Source organism: Alphaproteobacteria bacterium (assembly GCA_037200005.1).
In the GTDB taxonomy this organism is placed as follows: domain Bacteria; phylum Pseudomonadota; class Alphaproteobacteria; order UBA9219; family RFNS01; genus JBBCGY01.
This window is the reverse complement of record JBBCGY010000002.1, coordinates 487,807-508,681: the sequence shown is the minus strand read 5'-3', so window position 1 is coordinate 508,681 and position 20,875 is coordinate 487,807. Positions and strand designations below refer to the sequence as shown.

General features: G+C 57.6%; 22 protein-coding genes and 2 pseudogenes. 15 read left to right on the top strand and 9 right to left on the bottom strand.

From position 1 onward, the window contains the following. Window positions 1-252: 252 nt before the first annotated feature. The 5 genes and pseudogenes from lptD (at window position 253) to WDO70_12305 (ending at window position 5,348) form a co-directional block, all read left to right on the top strand. Window positions 253-2,403: an LPS assembly protein LptD gene (gene lptD, locus WDO70_12325; GenBank protein ID MEJ0063939.1), complete on the top strand. Its 2,151-nt coding sequence runs from the start codon at window positions 253-255 to the stop codon at window positions 2,401-2,403. Window positions 2,404-2,413: 10 nt separating this feature from the next. Continuing rightward, complete coding sequence (locus WDO70_12320) at window positions 2,414-2,908, top strand: glutathione peroxidase (protein ID MEJ0063938.1); 495 nt, start codon at window positions 2,414-2,416, stop codon at window positions 2,906-2,908. Window positions 2,909-3,000: 92 nt separating this feature from the next. Next, a complete protein-coding gene (locus WDO70_12315) occupies window positions 3,001-3,510 on the top strand; it encodes a peptidylprolyl isomerase (GenBank protein ID MEJ0063937.1) in 510 nt (169 codons plus the stop codon). Then, window positions 3,510-4,903 (top strand): annotated as a pseudogene (gene trmFO / locus WDO70_12310) (methylenetetrahydrofolate--tRNA-(uracil(54)-C(5))-methyltransferase (FADH(2)-oxidizing) TrmFO). The gene WDO70_12315 and the pseudogene trmFO overlap by 1 nt, the downstream one beginning before the upstream one ends. Next, a complete protein-coding gene (locus WDO70_12305) occupies window positions 4,881-5,348 on the top strand; it encodes a hypothetical protein (protein ID MEJ0063936.1) in 468 nt (155 codons plus the stop codon). The pseudogene trmFO and the gene WDO70_12305 overlap by 23 nt, the downstream one beginning before the upstream one ends. A gap of 2 nt (window positions 5,349-5,350) precedes the next feature. Here WDO70_12305 and hscB read toward each other — a convergent pair whose 3' ends face one another. Together hscB and WDO70_12295 are read right to left on the bottom strand one after the other, a co-directional pair. Continuing rightward, complete coding sequence (hscB, locus tag WDO70_12300) at window positions 5,351-5,977, bottom strand: Fe-S protein assembly co-chaperone HscB (GenBank protein MEJ0063935.1); 627 nt, start codon at window positions 5,975-5,977, stop codon at window positions 5,351-5,353. A 42-nt stretch (window positions 5,978-6,019) separates the two neighbouring features. Beyond that, window positions 6,020-7,114 (bottom strand): cysteine desulfurase family protein, encoded by a 1,095-nt coding sequence (locus WDO70_12295; protein ID MEJ0063934.1) that lies wholly within the window; start codon window positions 7,112-7,114, stop codon window positions 6,020-6,022. Window positions 7,115-7,417: 303 nt separating this feature from the next. On the opposite strand from WDO70_12295, the pseudogene WDO70_12290 reads away from it, so the two are divergent. After that, window positions 7,418-8,078: pseudogene (locus tag WDO70_12290) on the top strand (alpha/beta hydrolase). Window positions 8,079-8,089: 11 nt separating this feature from the next. Here the strand turns inward: WDO70_12290 and WDO70_12285 are convergent. After that, entirely contained in the window at window positions 8,090-8,443 is a 354-nt protein-coding gene (locus WDO70_12285; GenBank protein MEJ0063933.1) for a hypothetical protein, read from the bottom strand. 20 nt (window positions 8,444-8,463) lie between these two features. Next, window positions 8,464-8,790 (bottom strand): hypothetical protein, encoded by a 327-nt coding sequence (locus WDO70_12280; protein MEJ0063932.1) that lies wholly within the window; start codon window positions 8,788-8,790, stop codon window positions 8,464-8,466. 219 nt (window positions 8,791-9,009) lie between these two features. Between WDO70_12280 and WDO70_12275 the strand changes: the two genes are divergently transcribed. Beyond that, a complete protein-coding gene (locus WDO70_12275; protein MEJ0063931.1) occupies window positions 9,010-9,462 on the top strand; it encodes a DUF2147 domain-containing protein in 453 nt (150 codons plus the stop codon). A 118-nt stretch (window positions 9,463-9,580) separates the two neighbouring features. Here the strand turns inward: WDO70_12275 and WDO70_12270 are convergent, their stop codons facing one another. Beyond that, window positions 9,581-10,216, bottom strand: a complete 636-nt coding sequence (locus WDO70_12270) for a hypothetical protein (GenBank protein MEJ0063930.1) — start codon at window positions 10,214-10,216, stop codon at window positions 9,581-9,583. 74 nt (window positions 10,217-10,290) lie between these two features. Between WDO70_12270 and WDO70_12265 the strand changes: the two genes are divergently transcribed. Further along, window positions 10,291-11,061 (top strand): PIG-L family deacetylase, encoded by a 771-nt coding sequence (locus WDO70_12265; protein MEJ0063929.1) that lies wholly within the window; start codon window positions 10,291-10,293, stop codon window positions 11,059-11,061. A gap of 84 nt (window positions 11,062-11,145) precedes the next feature. Here WDO70_12265 and WDO70_12260 read toward each other — a convergent pair whose 3' ends face one another. Genes WDO70_12260 through WDO70_12250 form a run of 3 tightly spaced genes read right to left on the bottom strand, consistent with a single transcriptional unit; the run spans window position 11,146 to window position 11,709 of the window. Continuing rightward, window positions 11,146-11,310, bottom strand: coding sequence for a hypothetical protein (locus tag WDO70_12260; GenBank protein MEJ0063928.1), 165 nt, complete (start codon window positions 11,308-11,310; stop codon window positions 11,146-11,148). A gap of 4 nt (window positions 11,311-11,314) precedes the next feature. After that, the gene (locus tag WDO70_12255) at window positions 11,315-11,539 is read right to left on the bottom strand and encodes a hypothetical protein (protein ID MEJ0063927.1); all 225 of its coding nucleotides are present in this window, start codon (window positions 11,537-11,539) and stop codon (window positions 11,315-11,317) included. Then, window positions 11,536-11,709 carry a hypothetical protein gene (locus WDO70_12250; protein ID MEJ0063926.1) on the bottom strand — a complete coding sequence of 58 codons (174 nt, stop codon included), beginning with the start codon at window positions 11,707-11,709 and terminating at the stop codon, window positions 11,536-11,538. The genes WDO70_12255 and WDO70_12250 overlap by 4 nt, the downstream gene beginning before the upstream one ends. Window positions 11,710-11,958: 249 nt before the next feature. Here WDO70_12250 and WDO70_12245 point away from each other — a divergent pair, with 249 nt between their 5' ends. Both WDO70_12245 and WDO70_12240 read left to right on the top strand, forming a co-directional pair. Beyond that, complete coding sequence (locus WDO70_12245; protein ID MEJ0063925.1) at window positions 11,959-12,615, top strand: helix-turn-helix transcriptional regulator; 657 nt, start codon at window positions 11,959-11,961, stop codon at window positions 12,613-12,615. Beyond that, on the top strand, window positions 12,585-13,424 hold the full coding sequence (locus WDO70_12240; protein MEJ0063924.1) for an SAM-dependent methyltransferase: 840 nt from the start codon (window positions 12,585-12,587) through the stop codon (window positions 13,422-13,424). The genes WDO70_12245 and WDO70_12240 overlap by 31 nt, the downstream gene beginning before the upstream one ends. On the opposite strand, the gene WDO70_12235 is transcribed toward WDO70_12240, so the two are convergent. Beyond that, window positions 13,421-13,786, bottom strand: a complete 366-nt coding sequence (locus tag WDO70_12235; GenBank protein ID MEJ0063923.1) for a helix-turn-helix transcriptional regulator — start codon at window positions 13,784-13,786, stop codon at window positions 13,421-13,423. The genes WDO70_12240 and WDO70_12235 overlap by 4 nt on opposite strands. Before the next feature lie 327 nt (window positions 13,787-14,113). Here WDO70_12235 and WDO70_12230 point away from each other — a divergent pair, with 327 nt between their 5' ends. The 5 genes from WDO70_12230 to WDO70_12210 all read left to right on the top strand — a co-directional run bounded on the left by WDO70_12230 (window position 14,114) and on the right by WDO70_12210 (window position 20,404). Continuing rightward, window positions 14,114-15,895 carry an acyl-CoA dehydrogenase gene (locus tag WDO70_12230; protein MEJ0063922.1) on the top strand — a complete coding sequence of 594 codons (1,782 nt, stop codon included), beginning with the start codon at window positions 14,114-14,116 and terminating at the stop codon, window positions 15,893-15,895. A 66-nt stretch (window positions 15,896-15,961) separates the two neighbouring features. Then, complete coding sequence (locus tag WDO70_12225; protein ID MEJ0063921.1) at window positions 15,962-16,879, top strand: hypothetical protein; 918 nt, start codon at window positions 15,962-15,964, stop codon at window positions 16,877-16,879. 8 nt (window positions 16,880-16,887) lie between these two features. Further along, window positions 16,888-17,802, top strand: a complete 915-nt coding sequence (locus WDO70_12220) for a hypothetical protein (GenBank protein MEJ0063920.1) — start codon at window positions 16,888-16,890, stop codon at window positions 17,800-17,802. A 24-nt stretch (window positions 17,803-17,826) separates the two neighbouring features. Next, window positions 17,827-20,022: a hypothetical protein gene (locus tag WDO70_12215; GenBank protein ID MEJ0063919.1), complete on the top strand. Its 2,196-nt coding sequence runs from the start codon at window positions 17,827-17,829 to the stop codon at window positions 20,020-20,022. A gap of 31 nt (window positions 20,023-20,053) precedes the next feature. After that, window positions 20,054-20,404 carry an iron-sulfur cluster assembly accessory protein gene (locus WDO70_12210; protein ID MEJ0063918.1) on the top strand — a complete coding sequence of 117 codons (351 nt, stop codon included), beginning with the start codon at window positions 20,054-20,056 and terminating at the stop codon, window positions 20,402-20,404. Window positions 20,405-20,875 lie beyond the last annotated feature (471 nt).

Below are 20,875 nucleotides of genomic sequence, written 5' to 3'. Positions count from 1 at the left end.
AATATATAGCCCGGAAAGCCGCCCAGGCTCCCATGCGCCCAGCGCCTCTCGACCGTCCCGCCTTCGGCGACCTGACGCCGGGGGTTCTAACGCCGGGGAAATAAGCCCAAGACCCCAATCTTTTCATCCCTTTACGGGGTGATTGCGGTCTGGCAGTTTACGGCCATGAAGCGACTCGCCGCCCTCCTGGCCTTTCTCCTGCCATTTTTCTGCGCTTACCATGCAAATCATGCGAGGGCGCAGGAAATGCATTTGAGTAAAGACCCGGTTCTGCTGAATGCCGACCGGGTCACCTACGATCAGAAAACCAAAATGGCCACCGCGCTCGGCAAGGTGGAGATCAGCCAGGGCGAGCGCCTGCTGCGTGCCGACAAGGTCGTCTACGACCAGCAGCGCAATATCGTCAGCGCCGAAGGCAATGTCGCCATTCTCGAAGAAAACGGCCATGTCAGCTTCGCCGACCGGGCCGAGGTAACGAGCGACCTGAAACAAGGATTCGTCAACCAGCTCCGCATCCTGCTCGCCGACAATTCCCGCTTCGCCGCGCAGGAAGGCGAGCGGGTGGACGGACGCTACATCATCCTGCGCCGCGCGACTTACTCCGCTTGCGATCTTTGCAAAGAAGACCCGACAAAGCCTCCATTCTGGCAATTGCGCGCCGCGCGCGTCACGCACGACAATGAAAGCAAACGGATCATCTACCGCGACGCTTCGCTGGAGTTCGGCGGGGTGCCGGTTCTCTTCTCGCCTTACTTCTCCCACCCCGATCCGACCGTGAAGCGCAAGACCGGTTTTCTGACTCCCGTCGTGGGAAAGAACAGCAATCTGGGCGCTTATGTCACCGCGCCTTATTATATCGACCTCGCGCCCGATAAGGACATGACCCTCGCCCCCACCATCAGCGACAAGGATGGCTTCCAGTTCGCCGGAGAATACCGGGAGCGTTTCGCGCACGGCCAAATGAAATTCAACGGCAGCGCCGTGGTCGCCGACCGGATCAACGATCAAGATACGCTTGAAAAAAATCAGCTTCGCGGTCATTTGTTCGGTGACGTTCGTTTCGATATCGGCCCCAGTTACCGCGCCGGAGCCAACATCGGATTTACGTCCGACAAAAGCTATCTCTATCGCTATCGCATTCCGACCACCGACGTTCTGGAAAATCGCGCCTATCTGGAGCGGTTCGGCGGACGGAACTATCTCGACAACCGATCTCTATTATTTCCAGGATTTGCGCCCCGGCGAACGCCAGATCGAGCCGGTGACCCCTGCGCGCCCAATATTCCGCGTTGGGCGCCCCCCGGCAAAACTCTGGGCGGGCGCTGGGAAATCAACGCCAGCGGAGTCTCCCTGACCCGCGACGATAGCATCGTCTCTCCCGTGAAGCGCGGCCCCGATTCACGCCGCGCCTCGCTGTCCGGGGGATGGGAGCGCCGCATGATTTCCGATTTCGGCCTGGTTTCCACTTTTTCGGGCAAAGTCTATAGCGACCTGTTCTGGTCCAACCGCGTGCAAGACCCGGACGACCCGGCCAATCACTTCCGCGACAGCTATGCCTATCGGCTGTTCCCTCTCGGCAGCATGATGTTCAGCTACCCGCTGGCGCGGCAGGGCGAGCATTGGCAGCAGGTCATCGAGCCGATTGTCTCGATTACGGCATCGCCGCGCCGTTCCATCGATTCCCATATCGCCAACGAAGACAGTCAGAACGTCGAATTCGACGAAACTAACCTGTTCGCGGCCAACCGCTATTCGGGCCTCGACCGTTTCGAGACCGGCGTGCGCGCCACTTATGGCGTCCGCACCGCCGCTTACGGCGATAACGGCGGGCGCTACGAAATCATGCTGGGCGAAAGTTATCGCCTTAATCGCGACGACAATTTCCTGCCGTCGTCGGGCCTGCGCGAAAAGCTGTCGGATTACGTGGGGCAGATCGATGTCCAGCCCGCGCCATGGTTCGGCGCCAATTACGGCTTCCAGCTTAACGAGGAAACCTTCCAGCCGCGCCGCAGCGAAGCCAATCTCTTCGCCGGCGAGCCGTGGCTTCGCCCCTTCGTCAATTATCTGTCCGTGGATAGCGACACCGCCGGTCAGATCGGCAGCACCATCGCGGAACTCACTTACGGCTTCTCCTCGAATTTCACGCGCTATTGGACATTCACCACCTATCAAAGACGGGCGCTCAAGACCGATCCCGGCCCGCGCACCACCGGCATGGCGCTCGCCTATCAGGACGAATGCGCGACAATCAGTCTGAGCGGCAGCAAAGATCAAATCAGCCGCCCGGACCTCAATTCAGGAACATCTTTTATGTTATCGGTTTATCTGCGTAATCTGGGCGGCGTGCAGACCGATGCCTTGAGCACGCTGGGCAACAACAACCGCGAAGTCGTGCATCAATAACGAGGCTCTCATGACCATGGCCTATGACTTTATGTTCGATGCGCTGCATGGGGTGCCGTTGCCGCTTTCGGCTTGGCAGGGCCGGCCCATATTGATCGTCAACACGGCGTCGCAATGCGGTTTCACGAAGCAATACGCGGCTTTGCAGCAGTTATGGCTCAATTATAGAGGCCGCGGACTGATGGTGCTGGGCGTGCCTTGCAATGATTTCGGCAAGCAGGAGCCGGGCGACGCCAAAACTATCGACGAATTCTGCACCCGCAATTTCGGAGTCGATTTTCCGCTGACCGCTAAATATCATGTGCTAGGCAGGCAGGCTCATCCGTTCTATCAATGGGCGAATACCTGGGCCGGATTTATCGGCAGCCCGAAATGGAATTTCCACAAATACCTGATCGGTCCCCAGGGACAGCTGATCGATTGGTACTCGTCCATCACGCCGCCCGACAGCCCGGGGATAACCGGCATGATCGAATATCTGCTAACCATGGAGAAGACATCATGAACAAAGCTTTCAAAACCCTGCTGGGCATCGCCGCCGCTTTGATGCTATTACAACCGGCTTCTCTTCTAGCGGCAGACAAGGATAAGAGCGACATGGATAAGGAAAAGGCGCAGCCCGTGATTACCGACAAAGAGAACACGATCTATCTCGACCTTAAGCCCGGACGCATCATCATCCAATTGCGCCCCGATCTTGCGCCGAAGCATGTCGCCCGCATCAAAGAGCTGACGCGGCAAGGTTTCTACGACGGCCTCGGCTTTCATCGCGTGATCGAAGGATTCATGGCCCAGACCGGCGATCCGACGGGCACCGGCGCGGGCGGCTCGGGACAAAAGCTGAAAGCCGAATTCTCCAAGGCCCCGCATCTTCGCGGCACGGTCTCAATGGCGCGCGCCGCCGATCCGGACTCGGCGGACAGCCAGTTCTTCATCTGCCTCGACGAGGCGCCGCATCTCGACGGCCAATATACGGTTTTCGGACAAGTGATCGGCGGCATGGAATTCCTCGACCTCATCAAGCGGGGCGAAACCTGGAATAACGGCACCGTCAGCGAGCCCACCAAGATCGTCAAGATGCAGGTCGCGGCGGACGCGAAGGAGTAATGACTCCCGTCCACATCATCGGCGCGGGCATGGCGGGCAGCGAAGCGGCGTGGCAGCTACTTCAGTCCGGCATTCCCGTCGTGCTGCATGAAATGCGCCCGGTCGTGAAGACCGACGCGCATCAGACCGATCAATTCGCCGAGCTGGTCTGCTCCAATTCCTTCCGTTCCGACGACGCGGACTATAACGCCGTCGGGCTGCTGCATGACGAAATGCGCCGCTGCGGCTCGATCCTCATGGAGACGGCGGCGGGCCATCAGGTTCCGGCTGGCGGCGCGCTGGCTGTCGATCGCGAAGGTTTCGCCGAGGCCGTCACCGCGAAGCTGACCGCGCATCCGCTGCTGACCGTGGCGCGGGAGGAAATCGCGGCGCTGCCCGAATGGGATCAGACGATCATCGCCACCGGGCCGCTGACCGGCACGGCGCTAGCGGAATCGATCCGCGCACTGACCGGCGAGGAGTCGCTCGCCTTCTTCGACGCCATCGCGCCGATCCTCTATCGCGAGAGCATCGATATGAGCAAGGCGTGGATGCAGTCGCGCTACGACAAAGTCGGCCCCGGCGGCACCGCAGCGACTACATCAATTGCGCGATGGACAAGGAGCAATATCTGGCTTTCATCGCGGCGCTGCTGGCGGGAGAAAAAACCGACTTCAAGGAATGGGAAAAGAGCACGCCCTATTTCGAGGGCTGCCTGCCCATCGAAGTGATGGCCGAGCGCGGCGCGGATACGCTGCGCTACGGCCCGATGAAGCCGGTCGGCCTCACCGATCCGCATACCAGCCGGCGGCCTTACGCCGTGATGCAGCTGCGGCAGGATAACGCGCTCGGCACGCTCTACAATATGGTCGGCTTCCAGACCAAGTTGAAATATGCCGAGCAGACGCGCATCTTCAAGATGATCCCCGGCCTGGAAAACGCCGAATTCGCGCGCCTCGGCGGGCTGCATCGCAACACCTTCATCAACAGCCCGCGTTTGCTCGACGGCGAATTGCGGCTCAAGGCGAAACCCAATATCCGCTTCGCGGGGCAGATCACCGGCGTCGAGGGCTATGTCGAATCCGGCGCGATCGGGATTCTCGTGGGACGGTTCGCAGCGGCGGCGCGGCTTGGGCAGACGATGCAGCCTCCGCCGCGCACGACCGCGATGGGCGCGCTATTGGCGCATATCACCGGCGCGGCCAGCGCCGAAACTTTCCAGCCGATGAACGTCAATTTCGGATTATTCCCGCCGATCACCACCGGCCCCGGCGGCCGCGAGCGCAAGAAAGCCTACACCGCGCGGGCGGAAAGCGGATTTCGGAGCGTGGCTGGAGGAGAAAAGCAAGGCGGCGTAGTCATTTATAGCGGTGTCTCAAATGGAGCAGCCAATGCCAATCATTGTTCCGCCTGATCTTGTTCGGCAAGCCATGGAAGGCGTTACGGACAGCATCGCGGCTCAATTGATAAGCTGCGCGTTCGAGCTCGCGTCGCGGACTCCCAAACATCTGCTGACTCGGGAGGGCGCTTTAGCCGTCGGCGCCATTCTTATCGATAAAGGCGGCGGATGCCATGGAACCTATAGCGGAGCCGATCACGGTCTCGGCCACGCCGAAGAGCTATTGTTCCGCGAAGCGGCCAAGAAAGCTGTCGCATGCGAAGGCGGCATTCTCATATCCACGCATGAGCCTTGTTTCCGCCGCAGCGATCCCAACAGAATGTCTTGCGCAAAACTGATCGCCCAGTATCAGATCGGCACAGTGATTTTTTCCGTAAGGGAGCAGAAGCCACCCTTTCAAAGCCTGTCTTTTCTTCAGGAAACAGGCGTTCGGGTCATTCAAGTCCCGACGCCGACCTAACCCTACCTCTTCTCCATATCCCGCCGCTTTTGGCGGGCTTCGGAGAGGATGTTTTCCATGCCGTCGAGTTCGAGCAGGGTTTCGTTCGCGCCTTGCCAGTTCTGCTGGCGCAGCGACTGCATGAGGCGGGTGATGCCTTCCTCGAACGCCTGCGTGGCCTTATGCGCCACGCGGTCGATCTCGGGCGCGGAGCCGGCCTGCTCGCATTGCAGGCGCATTTCCTGGACGATGGCGATGGTGGCCTGGGCGTCCTCGAACTCCTTGTTATGCATCGTCAGCCAATAGCGTCCGCGCTTCACCGGATCGCGCAAAACTTCATAGGCCGCCGTGAGGGCTTCGAGCTGCTTGGCGGCATAGGTGCGCTCGGTCGCGGTGCGGATGGCGAAACGGTCGGGGCTGAGGGTTTTCTGCATGCCCGCGAATTGCCGGTCGAGCGTGGTCTGGTCGATATCGATGCGCCGCTCGATGCCGAGGCGCGCGAAATGGTCCAGCGGCCGCACCGGCTGGATCGCGCCGCAATGGTTGCAGAACAGGGCGCGCGGCGACAGCTGCTTTTGGCAGAACCAGCACACGATATCGGTGCTCATCATGTCCTTGGCTTCGATGATGCCGATGATCTTATTGCTCATGCGCTCCCCTTATTCTTGTCGTTTTATGCTTATCGCGATCTTTCATGCTGCCTGCCCGCGCGCGCGACGGTGTAACTTCTGCCAGTTTTCTATTGCCGCGTCGACATCTTCCGCGCGGCTGCCCCAACCCAGCGAAAGCCGCATGGCGGAGCCGGACTGCATAATATCATAACCCATGGCCTTTAGCACATGGGATGAGGCGACTTTCCCGCTGGAACAGGCCGAGCCGCTGCTGACCGCCAGTCCCGCGAGATCGAAACCCATGACCTGGGTCTCCCCCTTCATGCCCGGCATGATGACGCAGGCCGTGTTGGCGACCCTTTCGGCTTTGCCGCCCGCGATGATCGCGTCGGGAGCATAATTTCTTATGCCTTCCTCAAGCGCGTCGCGCCAGGCGCGCAGCTGACCCTGCCGCGCCAACTCTTCCGGTACCAGCGCCGCCGCCGTTCCGAAACCGACGATCCCGGCGACGTTTTCCGTCCCCGCCCGGCGGCGTTTCTCCTGCCCGCCGCCCCGCAACAGCGGCTCCAGCGGTATTTTATCCGCCAGCACCAAAGCGCCAACCCCTTGCGGCCCGCCGAATTTATGGGCGGAAAGGCTCAGCATATCCACGCCGAGATCGTAAAAATCCAGCGGGATTTTTCCGGCGGCCTGCACGGCGTCGCAATGGACGGTGGCGCGATGGCGGCGGGCTATATCGGCCACCTCGCGGATCGGTTGAATGACGCCGGTTTCATTATTGACCAGCATGACCGAAACCAGCGCCGGGGCCGCCGACGCGGCAAGCATCTGTTCTAGGGCTTCGAGATTCACGATCCCGTCGCCAGTAACGGGGATATAGGGGCCTGGCACTGACGCCAGCACTGAATCATGCTCGATGGCGGAGGCCAGAACCTGCCCTTGCCACCCCCTCACCGCCCAATTATTGGCCTCGGTGCCGCCGCCGGTAAAAAAGACGTGGGCAGGCTTGATCTTCACCATAGCCGCGACCCGTTCGCGGGCTTCTTCCACGGCGGCGCGGGCCTTGCGGCCCAATCCATGAACCGAGGAGGCATTTCCCCCGAGTTCCAGCGCGGCGCTCATGGCCTCGCGCACGGCGGGTTTAAACCGGCGCCGTCGCATTATAATCGAGATCAATCATGCCCTGCTGCCCGCCATCACGACGCCTTAATCATCAGCGATCATCATCGCAATTCAAGAATCGTTATAGGTTAATAATGCAATCCAGCAAAATCCAACATCGGAATAGCATGCTTATACAACATGGATTGTTCTTACATTCCAAATATATAAGCGTGTTTTCTAAGAAGCCAGTTAATATTTATTCCGGTTTTATACAAGATGCTTGAATTTTGCCGCCCGGATTGCGATATATAGAGAAAGCAGAATATGGAAATTTTTCCATGTTTCTCAATTAGATAATAGTGGAGACTCGCTCTTATGCCAGAAATTCTGTTTACGGGCCCCGCAGGCCGTCTCGAGGGACGCTATAGCCCCGGCAAGTCTCCGACCGCTCCCATCGCGTTGATTTTGCATCCCCATCCGCAGCATGGCGAACGATGAACAACAAAGTCGTTTATGCGATGTATAACGCGTTCGCCAAGCGCGATTTCGCGACCGTTCGGTTTAACTTTCGCGGCGTAGGCCGCAGCCAGGGCAGCTATGACCGTGGCGAAGGCGAATTGGCCGATGCGGCGTCGGCGCTCGACTGGCTGCAGAGCTTCAATCCGAATTGCCGCGCCGTATGGGTCGCGGGATTTTCCTTCGGCTCATGGATCGGCATGCAATTGCTGATGCGCCGTCAATCGACCGCTTCATCTCGGTCGCCCCGCCCGCCAACCTGCTCGATTTCAATTTCCTGGCGCCCTGCCCTACTTCCGGTATGATGCTCCATGGGGCCGCCGATGAGTTGGTGCCAGAAGCCGCCGTCGCCAAGCTGGTGCATAAGCTGTCCTATCAGCGCGGCATCACCATCGATTACCGTCTGGTGCCCGGCGCGGGTCACTTTTTCAACGAGCATCTGGACGAACTGACGCAGCATATCGAGAGCTATCTCAATCAGGCAATGCATCAGATGCCGCTATCGTCGGTAGCCGCTTAAGTCGGCAGCCTTTATTTAGCGGGCTTAACGCCGCCATTGCCATCGGCAGGCTTGACGGGATTGATCGTGACACCCGCCTGCTTCATGCGTTCCACAAGCTCTTTAGCATTGGCATTGCCGCTATCGGCAAGCTGCAAAGTTCCGACCGCAAGGCGATCAAGCTTGGCCTGCAGTTCGAGGCTCTGGGCTAAAGGCTGAGTCTGGTTCTCGCGCACCTGACGCAGCACCGTGCCATCGGACCATGCCAGGGACACCTGAACCCCGGCCAACCCGACAACGGCGAGAGCCAGGATCGCTATCGGCAATACAGGGCATTCGGAAAGAGACGCCAGATTAAATTTGCAGGACGATTCGTTCGAGTTCATCGCTTTACCCTCTATCGACATTATTTGGATTTAGTGGGAGCCGGTTTGGCCGGGCTATCTTGAGGCGTCGGCGCGGCAGGCTTGGCGGCCGGGACTTCGATGCCTTCCTGGGTCAGAAAATCCCGGACAGCCCGATCATCCCGTTCCATGGCATAGCCCATCAAAGACTGCGCCACGCCTTGATACAGCTGACCTAAAGGCTGGGCGGCATTGATCTGCTGCTGCCGCGCATCGATGACGCGCCGCAGATCGTTGTTGCTGTATACGCGCAACGCATAGGCTACCGTCAGCAACAGGGCGAGAATGCTGAACCCTATCGCCTTCCAATAAATTACCCGATTGGTCATTTCGTTTACTCCAGCGCTACAATTGAATCAGCATGATGGTTAACAGGATCATGGTTAATTAGCAACCGGCTGTGATATATTTTCCCTTACTGTTGCAGCCACAACAACATATTATATGCTAGGTTCTCTTCATGTTTATCATGAGGTTATGGTTGCATGTTCACAAGAAACATTATTCGTATCGCATTTTTGGCCGCTATTTTGAGTCCAGGGACAGCAATGGCGGCAAGCGATCCGTTCACCTCGGTTAAAGGTGTATGGCTTACCGAAGATAAAAGCGGCGCCGTCGAGCTTTATCCGTGCGGACAGGAATTGTGCGGCAAATTTTATTGGCTGAAGCCAGACCCGAATGACGCGCCCGCCGCGGATATGGATGACAAGAATCCCGATCCAAAATTGCGCAACCGCCCGCTATGCGGCATGCAATTCATGGGCGGCTTTACCGAAGCCGACGGCAAGTTCTCCGGCGGCTGGATATACAGCCCGAGGCACGGCACGAAATTCAGCTCGGAAATTCGTCCCCAAAGCCCGGACGCCATTGAACTCAGAGGTTATGTTCTGACGCCGCTTCTGGGACAAAGCCAAATATGGACTCGCGCCAACAACAATCTCCCCGCATGCGAGCCATCGCGCAGCCTGGCGACGAATGCCCGGCAGCAGGACAAAAGCTGATTTTTAATTGGCTGGTTCTTCGGCGGGCTTTTTGCCGAAAAGCATTTCCAGCAAGCCGGGTTTAGCGGCCGGTTTTTTATTCTCTTTTTTCTCGGCATCCTTTTTGCCGGGGTCTTTTTTATCGGGAACTGCAACCGCTGAAGCTTTCTCGCTTTTTTTTAGCAGAGCTTTTAATTTCAGTAGAGTTTTCAACGCTGGGCTCAATTTTCGCGCTGATGCAATCTCCGCACACAAGATCCATGCCGCAATAAGACACCTTCTCACCTGGCTTGCAAGCGTCCAGGGCGAGATCTATGCGCTTGTAACTGTTATTATCATCGCCTACAGGGCAGGTGCACTGCAAAATGTCCGACCGATTGGCACCGACCAGTATATAACAAAGAGGGCATACCTTGCCGTAATCTCCCGCCGGCAGCTTGGGGAGCTTAGCCCCATACATTTGCTCAAGCTTGGCCTGCATCGCCCTCATCATTTGGATTTGAAAATTGTTCTGAAGTTTTTTCTGCAGCGCGTCTTGGGCGGGATCCGACATGCCCCCAGCCATGCCTGCTCCGATGGAGTTTATCCCTGCCATGGGCATATTGTTCGCCGCAGACGGCGCGGGGGGCATGGGAATTTGGCACTGCTGAGTGGTTTGCGCGGCGGATTGGTTGCTGGTATCGGTAGACGCGCCGGGGTTAGCGTCCTGTGCTATGACAGGCGAAGAACCGGCAACCAGACAAAAAGCCAGCACCAATAATGCAACGATACGCATTTGTTCACCCCAAGAGAGTCCCGTTCGGGCCAATTTTAATGCAGCATGCCAGAAAATGATAGGCGGAATATTTTATGATCGGCCCATTCGGTAAAAAGATACTCATCCTGATTCCGCATCCTGACGATGAAGTCGTCGCATGCGCCGCCGCCATACGCCGCGCTCAGGCCGAAGGCGCGAAAATATACGGGGCGTATCTGACGCATGGCTGCCCGGCCCTGCAAACATTGTGGCCCTGGCAACGCCGCGCCTATAAGAAACGGATTTTGCGACGCCATGAGGAAGCCCGGCGGGCGGCAACCATGCTGGGCATCATGCCGGTGTCATGGAAACCGGTTCCGGCGCGGTTCCTATGGCGGCAACTGCCCAAGGCGCTGAAGGAAATCGAAGAGATTATTCTGAAATACCAGATCGATCAGCTATGGGTCCCCGCTTATGAGGGTGGCAATGCCGATCACGACGGGCTGAACGCCGTCGGCCGGGAATTAGGCAAACAAATGCCGGTGATCGAATTCGCCGAATATAATTGGTGCGGCGGCGCCGTCAATAGCCACCAGTTCCCCTTCCCCACCCGATCCGTGTCGACCATATATCTCACCCCGGAAGAGCAGGAATGGAAACGCCGCTGCCTTGCCGTCTATGCGTCCGAGAAACGCAATTTATCATATGTCGATGTGACCCGGGAAAGTTTCCGGCCGCTCGCGAATTACGACTACAGCAGGCCGCCGCATCCCGGCCTGTTGTGGTATATGCGGTTTCGATGGGTGCCGTTCCATCATCCCGGAATCGACAGAACGACGCCCGCCATGGTTTCCAGGGCCATCGGACGGTTTCAGACTTCATGATTTTTTGGGAAAATATCCGACAAATAGAGCCGTCATTCCCGTTTCCTTCCGACAGTGACGCAGCAGCGCGATCGCAGGTTCCGGTTATGCCAATTCCGTTTGGTCCAAAACTTCCAGCGCCTGTCGCAGCCGGATTTCTTCGTCGATCTCGATAATGTCGTGCTTGATCTTCGCCAGCTTCTCGATAGTGACAAGCAAACCGAAAGCCATGTCGTAGCCATAACGCGCGACGAGTTCCTTGTAGGTCATCGCGCTAGCCTTTTTCTTTCGAGAGAGATTCGATCAGGACAATAAGACGCGCTTCAAGGACAAGATAATCCGGTTTTTCGATTTCTCCATCGAGCCAGGATTGGCAGGCGGCAATGTCCAATTCCTCGGCGCGTTTCAGGATGGCGGCGCGAGAGCGATTTGACCTTGCGGCTTCGTGCGCCAGATCGTCCACGGCATCGCGGAAATGTTCGGCGGTTTTGGTTTTCATGCCGCAACCGCCCCCGTAGCCCCGCTATCCTCCATCATGATGGCCCAGCGCCGCTCCAGCGGCGTTGCGGCATCCGCCCGCAGGCCGACATGCCGTTCCCAGTTCTCGACAATGGCGGCGGTGGCCGGTTCGCCCTGGCGCGTGAGGAAAGTCATGAATGAATTGGTCATCGAAAATCCTTCATAAAATAGAGACTTCAGTCAAAATCATGGGCAATATAACCAACCGATTCGTCAAAATCAACAAAAACCCTGCAAATTGCATGAAATAATCATGCATAAAACTAAATATGTCTGTTGATAACATTCATTTTACCATATATGTGTAATTAATTGCCAGTTTTTGATTATACTTGTATAACGCAATCATGTAATTTTAACGGGACGCATTTACGAAGTATCCCGGAGGAACAATTTGAAATGACGATAGGCAGACAGATACGCGCCGCGCGTGGCCTTTTAAGATGGTCGGGCGCATTGCTGGCGGAAAAGGCCGGGCTGACGCGCGACACTATCAATAAGATCGAAGACGACGCCGTACAGCCGCGCGAAGGCACGCTTGCCGATATTATACGCGTGTTCGATGAGAACGGCGTCGAGTTCACAGACAATTCCGGCGTTCGTCTCAAGCCTCAAGGCGTCGAAGTTTTGGTTGGCTCGGACGGGCTTCAACGCTTTTTTGACGGCGTGTATGAATATACCAAGGAGCATGGCGGCACCATCATGCAGCTTGGCATCGATGAAAACCTGTTTTGGGCGATGGGTGTCGAATTTTCCAAGGCGCACAGAAAGCGCATGACGGAATTGGTGCGCGAGCGTAGGGACATTAAGGTCCTGGCGATTGTCTGCGAAGGCGACACCAATTTTATCGCCGCCGATTACAACGAGTATCGTTGGTTCCCCAAGGAACTTTTTGCGCCGGTACCGTTCTACATATATGGCGAATGCCTGGCGATCATGAATTTCCAGACAGTTCCCGCGCCGACGATCATTCTCCACAAATTTCCGGCGATCACCCTTGCCTATCGCAAGCAATTCGAGGCGATGTGGAATTTGTCGAAAGAGCCGAGGACATAATCATGGCTGCGGCTGAGAGAAAAATAACGAAAGATGTTATCGTCTCCGCGAAGGATAAAGCGGATTTCCGCAAGAAATTCATCTGCCCGGAAGAATCCTCCTGGTATTCGAGTTCCGTCGAACAAATGGTTTTTAACAGGCTGCGGGATTGTTCAAGCCCCGTTATTGTTGAATTCGGTTCCGGCACCGGATCGCCGGTTGTTTCCGCGCTGCTGAATTCCGATTTCTCCGGCACCGTGCACGGCTATGAAATCAACAAGGAAGCCCTAGATACAGCCAACGGCCTGATCGCGGAATATGGTTTGAATAAAAAATATATCACTCATCACGGCTCCTTCTTTGAGAGTCGCGACATCCCCAAATCCGAATATCTGATAGCAAACCCGCCGTATCTTCCGGCCATGGCTAGAGAGCAATTGACTTTGCCCGACCTCTATGGCGGTCGCGAAGGTATTGACGTTAGCAAACGACTCTTATCGCGCGGCTATGAAAACGTCCTGCTTCTCATGTCGAGTTATTCCAATCCCGCGAAGCTCGTCGATCATGCATCCCGGCGAGGGTATAAGGTTTCGGATTTTCGGGTCACGCCGCTGCCGTTCGGCGTCTATAGCCGCCAGGATCATGTGCAAGAACGCATTCATGAGATGAAAAAAGCCGGAAAAGCTTTTTTCAGCAAGGATTGCTACTTGCTGGGCAGCGCCTTATTCACCAAAGCGCCGGGTTGTAAAACGGATATGTCGTCCGACCTTCTTGCTTGCCTGACTTCTGCCGGGCGTTTCAAATCGCGCGTCGGGGCGTTGGTGCTTTAGTAAAATTTCCCCGCGATCACGCCGCATAAAGCTTCGTACAGCGCCGGTCGGTCGCGCTCGGCGCGTTGCAAGGCGCGGAGGAGAAGCAAATGTTTTCGCGTCGAGGGCCATAAGACCGCCTCGGCCTCGCTTTCCGCCTCGTCGTCGAAAAAATAGGCGATGGGGACATCCAGGGCCGCGGCGGCGGCAAACAGCGCCGAGGCCGCGATGCGGTTATCGCCGCGCTCGTATTTCTGAATCTGCTGAAAAGTGACGCCGATGGACCTGCCCAGCCGGGTCTGGCTCATGCCGCGCATGACCCGCGCCCGCTTGAGGCTCTCGCCGATGCGCCGGTCAAGCGCCAGTCTGTCCGTTGCATCCATGCCCCGTCCCTTTCGTTGGACAGGACACGGCTCGGATGCCGAGAGGCTGAAAACGCCAAAACCCGGCGTGCGCGGTATTCCCTTGCGGTCTTCTATTCCCGCACCCTCTCGACCGAGGGTGCGCACACCGTGAATATTGCGCCGTATGGTTTCGAGGGTTTTCAGACCCTGTCACGGCGGCTAATCTACCATGCCGGACGCGAATGTCACGCGGGTTTGTCGGCAATCGCAAAATATGGACAAACCAGCCGGGACGCTTCACAATCGTCCGATCGAATGCTTCCCCGGAATAGCAACTTCTTAACCCACCGCCGTTTATAAAAACTCATGACCTACGCTCCTCCGCTTGCCGATATGGGATTCGCTCTCAGAAACCTGATCGGCGTCCCCAACATGCAGCAGCTTGGCTTCGAGGTTACGCCCGAACTGATCGACGATGTTCTGAGCGGCGCGGGAGCGTTGGCCGCCGGCACTTTCGCGCCGCTCAATTACAGCGGCAACAAGACCGGCGCCCGCATGGAGGACGGCAAAGCCGTCATGCCTGAGGGTTTCGCCGCCGCCTACCGCGCTTTTACCGAGGGCGGCTGGAACGCCGTGCCGTTCGACGCGGAGATTGGCGGCATGGGACTGCCATGGTCGGTAGCATTCTGCATCCAGGAAATGTTTCAGGCGGCGAATCTGTCATTGGCGCTCGCCACCTTGCTGAATCAAGGCGCCATCGAACTTCTGGCGACGCACGGCCAGCAGGAAGTCAAAAACCGCTATCTGCCGAAACTGGTCAGCGGCGCATGGACCGGCACGATGAACATCACCGAGCCGCAGGCCGGGTCCGATGTCGCCGCCATTCGCACGACCGCGAAGCCGCAAGACGGTTATTTCAGCATCGTGGGGCAGAAAATCTTCATCAGCTATGGCGACCACGACATGGCCGAAAATATTTTGCACTTCGTCCTCGCCCGCCTCCCCGACGCGCCTCCGGGCACCAAGGGTTTATCGCTGTTCCTGGTGCCGAAAATGCTGGTCAAGTCGGACGGCACGCTCGGCAAGGCCAACGATGTGCGCGTCGTATCCATCGAACACAAGCTCGGCCAGCATGCCAGCCCGACCTGCGTCATGGCGTATGGCGACAATGGCGGCGCAATTGGCTATCTCATCGGCCAGCAGCATGGCGGCATGGCGGCGATGTTCACCATGATGAATAACGCCCGCATCGGCGTCGGCATCCAGGGGCTGGCGTTGGCCGAGCGCGCCTATCAGGACGCGCGGAATTATGCTCAAACCCGCGTTCAGGGGCATGACATGCGCCTGAAAAAGAACAGCCCTCCGGTTCCGATCATCGCGCATCCCGACGTGAAGCGCATGCTCATGACCATGCGCTCCCAGATCGAGGCTGGCCGCGCCTTTTTCGTTCTGGCCGGCCATATGGCCGATCGGACGCGGAAGAACGAGGATGATAGATTAGCGGCCATACAGCTGGATTTATTCACGCCGATCCTCAAGGCATGGCTGACGGATATGAGCAACGAGGTCACCAGCCTCGCCATTCAAGTCTGCGGCGGCATGGGCTATATCGAGGAAGCGGGCATAGCCCAGCATTACCGGGACGCACGGGTTCTTGCCATCTACGAAGGAACCAACGGCATTCAAGCGCAGGATTTAGTGTTTCGCAAACTGGCCTCCGACCAGGGCATGGCCATGTTCAGGATATGCACCGAGATCAAAAAGCTGGAATCTGAATTAGGACGTCTGGGCACTGACCGTACCCGCAAGATACGGGAACAGCTGGCCTTCGCGCGCACCGATCTCGAAAGCGCGACGCAGGCCATGGTCGATTACCTGGTCAATGACAGGCTCGCCGCCGCGGCGGGCGCGGCTCATTACCTTCGGCTCGCTGGAATCGTGCTGGGCGGTCTATGCCTTGCTCAATCGGCGGCGCACGCAACGCAGTTGCTGGCCGCCGCTCCGGCGGAAGATCAGGCATTCCTCAATGATAAAAATACGACGGCGCTGTTCTATGCCGAACAGATTTTGCCGCAGACGACGGGCCTGCGCATGATCATAACCGACGGCAAGGACACGGTTTGCACCGTTTCGGAGAGTTATTTTTAGAGCGTTTTCATGGCCGATGGGCTATAATTCAACTATTCCGATTATAAGCGGCAGTATGGGATCGGCATGACACCTTATTTCAAGACCGCTCTATTTCTCATGACGCTGCTCTTCACCGCGCCGGTACACGCGGGCGACGCGACGGCGGGGCCGTGGACAAGCTGCACCGACAAAGCAGCGGGGCAGACGCAATCCAACCCCGACGGATTCTTTGCATGCACGACGACAGGCGGCACCCGGAAATGGGCGCCACAGACCATCGTGATCGGCGAGACGCCGGCGACTTGCAATCAGGACAATACCGGCCGCCTGGGCTGGAACAACGAATACAGCACCCTTTTGATGTGTCAGAATGGTTCGTGGAAGTGGATCATCCCCGCCGGCGCGCAACAATCAATTCCACCGGAGGGCGTCGGCTATTTCGTGCTGTCGCATGACACATGGAACGGAGAGATGGGCGGCATTTCCGGCGCGAACGCGAAATGCCTCGCCGACCTGACGGCCAATGATTGGCTGGGCAAGTCCGATGCCGATAGCCGCGAAATGCTCAATGTCGATCATATAAAAGCGTTCTTGTGCGACGGCGACGGTTGCGCGATGGCATTGCCGCTTGCGACTTACGCTTTTGCCCGCTCCGGCTCGGCGACGGCGGGCGGCGCGACATTCACCGCGAACATTGAAGGCATGGGGCCGGGAAGCAACGAAACCTGGGCAGGCGTAAATTATTTCGGCATGGCCGCGCCCTACTGGACCGGGCGACAACATCCCGGTCCATTTGAAACATACTATACGAGCGAAGTATGGTTTGAATGGTTCAACTGGAATGCCGGATTCAGCCATTGCAGGAATTGGACCGTCGATTGGGACAGCGGCACCGACGGCAACTGGGGGAATTCCACCGCTACCAACGAAAGCCGCTGGAACGTCGGCGGGGCCAATTGCACGACGCTCAAGCATCTCATCTGTTTCGTCCATCCGGGGTAATGGCCTATATGAACAAATTTGCCCTCGCTCTGCTTCTCGCCACATTATTGCTCGCCGCGCCGGCGGTTCACGCTGGCGATGCGACGGCGGGGCCGTGGACAAGCTGTGAAGACAGGGCGCTGGGAAATGTACAAAGCACCCCAGACGGATTTTTCATGTGCACCTCGACCGGCAGCACGCAAGAATGGGCGCCGCAGACTATCGTTATCGGCGAGACTCCCACAACCTGCGATGCCAACAATAAGGGCCGCTTGCGATGGGACGCGACGGAAAGCACCATCAAAATGTGCGACGGTTCGGACTGGAAAAAGATCGTCGCCAGCGGCGGCAGCGACGCCGCCGTGCCGCCCGAAGGCATGGGCTATTTCGTCTTGACCAGCGCTTCATGGACAGGCGATCTGGGCAATGTCGAAGGCGCGGATGACAAATGCCTTTCCGATCTGACCGCCAATACCTGGCTGAATAAATCCGATGCCGTGAGCCGGGGCCTGCTTAACGCCGACCATGTTCGCGCCTTCTTATGCGGCTCGGATCAGTGCGCGATGGCGCTGCCTTACGGCACATACACTTTCGCCCGCTCCGGCTCGGCGACGGCCGGCGGCGCGACGTTCATAGTGGATGGATGGGGATCGGGGCCGGGCGACAGCGACGATTGGTCGAACGCGACTCATTTCGATTCGACAGCGACATATTGGTCGGGACGGTTTAACTATGGCAGCCCCGAGGAATTCTGGGTGGATTCTCATCAATGGAACAACGGCTTTGACAATTGCAGCAATTGGACAGACGAGGAATTTTATAGCGGCATCTATGGCGATACGGCCCAGACAAACCATCTTCGGTGGACTTCCCTTGATGGGGGGGAAATGGTCGGATGTGATAACACTAAACGGCTCGTATGCTTCGTTCATACGGATGAATGAGGTAGCGCAGATGGGAAGACTTATATGATCGAAAAGACCGCTCTATTTCTTGCCATCATGTTTCTCATGTTTCCTTCTCCAGCCCACGCGGGCGACGCGACGGCAGGACCATGGACGAGCTGCGTCGACAGGGTGGCGGGGCAGACGCAATCCAACCCCGACGGCTTTTTCAAATGCACCACCACCGGCGGCACGCGAAAATGGGCGCCGCAGACCGTCGTGGTCGGCGAAGCTCCCACGACTTGCGATGCCGACAATAAGGGGCGCATCCAATGGAACGACGCCGACGCCACGATCGAGATGTGCGACGGCTCGGTCTGGAAAAAAATCCTCGCCAAGGGCAGCGTAGGCGATCCTACGACCCCTCCGGCAGGAAGCGGCTATTTCGTGATGACGAAAAACGGTTATACCGGAAATCTGGGAAGCATTTATGGTTCGGACGGCGGCGACGCCGTATGCCTTACCGATCTTACTGATAACAATTGGCTGAACAAGTCCGACGCCGTCAGCCGGGGACTGCTCAATGCCGATCATGTCCGGGCGTTCCTATGTAACGGCTTTGGCTGCGCAATGGCCGTCGCGAGCACCCCCTACACCTTCGCCCGTTCCGGCTCGACGACGGCGGGCGGCGCGAATTTCACTGCGAATGCGTGGGGTGAAGGGCCGCAGAACAATGAAAACTGGGCCGGCGTGAATTATTTCTATTCGGCGGCGCAATATTGGACCGGACGACAGCACCCTCTTCCATGGGAAGGCTGGTACTCATCGGAAATATGGTTCGAATATTCCGTCGATATCGGCGCCAACAACGGAGATAGCCAAACCTGCGGCTATGTTTTCGCGAGCGACGACCCTGGCGACACCGGCAGGATCGGCGATCCGAACCATACACAGGAAACCCGGTGGGGCCGATTCTACGCCACTTGCGACACGCCGGAACATTTACTGTGTTTCGTCCATCCCTCCCTTTCGGACGGCGATTCTTCGCCGCCGCCCGCCGACACCGGCTACTTCGTCCTGAGCCACGACACATGGACCGGCAATCTGAACGGTATTGCCGGATCGGACGGCGCGGATGCGAAATGCCTCGCCGATTTGACCGGCAATGACTGGCTAAACAAATCCGACGCCGTAAGCCGGGGATTGCTTAACGCCGATCATGTCCGGGCATTCATATGCAACGGGGACTATTGCGCGATGTCGCAACCTGAAGCCGCATACACTTTCGCCCGCTCCGGCTCGACAACGGCAGGCGGCGCGACGTTCCTTGCCGATGAATTCGGCCAGGGGCCGGGCGACGAAATCCCCTGGTCGACGGCGGATCGCTTCGGTTATCCGGCGGAATACTGGTCGGCGCGCGGGCATCCCCTTGATTGGGAGGGCGGCTTGCCGACGCTATGGACCGACTGGTCTCAGGAAGGTTGCTGCGGCAACGCGTGGGTCAATACCTGTGGCCATACCGGAGTTATCCCCTGGATATCCGACGACAACGAGGATGGCGGCTTCATCGGCGACGCGCTTACCGCAGGCCCATCCCGGTGGCAATATGGCCGCGTCGGCTGCGCCACGCCCGAGCATCTCGCCTGCCTCGTGCATCCGGGAGCGGAGGACGGCAATCCGGCTCCTCCGGCGGCCGGCACCGGCTATTTTGTCATGACCAGCGGCACCTGGACCGGAAATCTGGGAGAGCGAGCAGGCGCGGACGCCAAATGCCTTGCCGACCTGACCGCCAACACCTGGTTGAACAAATCCGATGCCAACGGCCGCGGATTGCTCGACAGTTCCCACGTCGAAGCATTTCTATGCGACGGCGACTGCTCGTGGCCGGTTCCCGATACCACTTATACGTTCGCGCGTTCCGGCTCGGCGACGGCGGGCGGCGCGACCTTCAGCGCGAACGGAGATGGCGATGCGCCATTGGATAATCTGAGCTGGACGACGGGAGATCATTTCGGCCTGCCCGCGCAATATTGGACGGGACGGAATGGCGACTCTCAATACGGCGGCGACATGTTCTGGGGTAATCTGGATATGGGCAATGGCAACGGCGAAGTCAATGGATGCGGCATCTGGGGGGTGAGCGCCCCCTGGACATCCGACGATAGCGACTATTATGGCATGACAGGCGATCCCGTCGGGATGAGCTCAAACCGATGGTCATGGGAAAGAGCATCCTGCGACACGCCCAAGCATCTCCTTTGCTTCGTACATCCGGACTGACAAATAGAAAAATATGCGCTATAATGGGCGCATGATCGAAACGCATTCCCATCAGTCCGGTTCCTTGACGGTTACCGGCACAGCGGCGCAGCAGCTCGCGGCGTTCGTGGCGCGCCACGGCAAGCAGGTGCGCCTTGCCATCAATCCCGGCGGCTGCTCCGGCTTCGATATCGCTTTTGCCGAAGGGGAGCCGCAAACCGACGACGCGCGCTTCGGGCCCGCGGGCGCGGAGCTTCTGATCGATCCGATGTCGCTGAGTCTTATCTCCGGCGCGACGGTGGATTACGTCGACCAGATCGGCAAGGAAGGTTTCGTTATCGATAAAATTCCCGGCATGGATGCCCGCTGCGGCTGCGGCAAGTCGTTCAGCATATCGGAATAAGGCCCGTGCGGATTGCCATTACCCCGAACGATTTGCTTTCTCCAAAAGGCGTCGCGGGAATAATTGCTGTTTTAAGTGGTATAGCCCTCAGCGCAGCCTACATCGCGGAGAATTTTTACGGCATACGCGCAAGCTGCGGGTCGTGCAAAATTCAACGTCTTGTATATTTGGTGCTATTAGCAACGAGTGTCATTATCCTTGTTGTTCCAAATCGATATAGACGCTCGGTGTTATTTCTAAGATGGGGATACCCGATTATCTTGATCCCCATGCTTCTCAAAACATCGGGGCTATTTGAATATCTTGAGACATCCAATGCCCCGGCGTCATCCTATGCAATGGTATCCCTATGCCGGGATATGTCCTGGGACATATTTGGCATCCCGGCGGAAAGTTATAATATTGTAATATGGTGTTCTATGATTGGTTTAATTGTTTTATCCTTCCTACGAACAGATAAACCTCACTCTC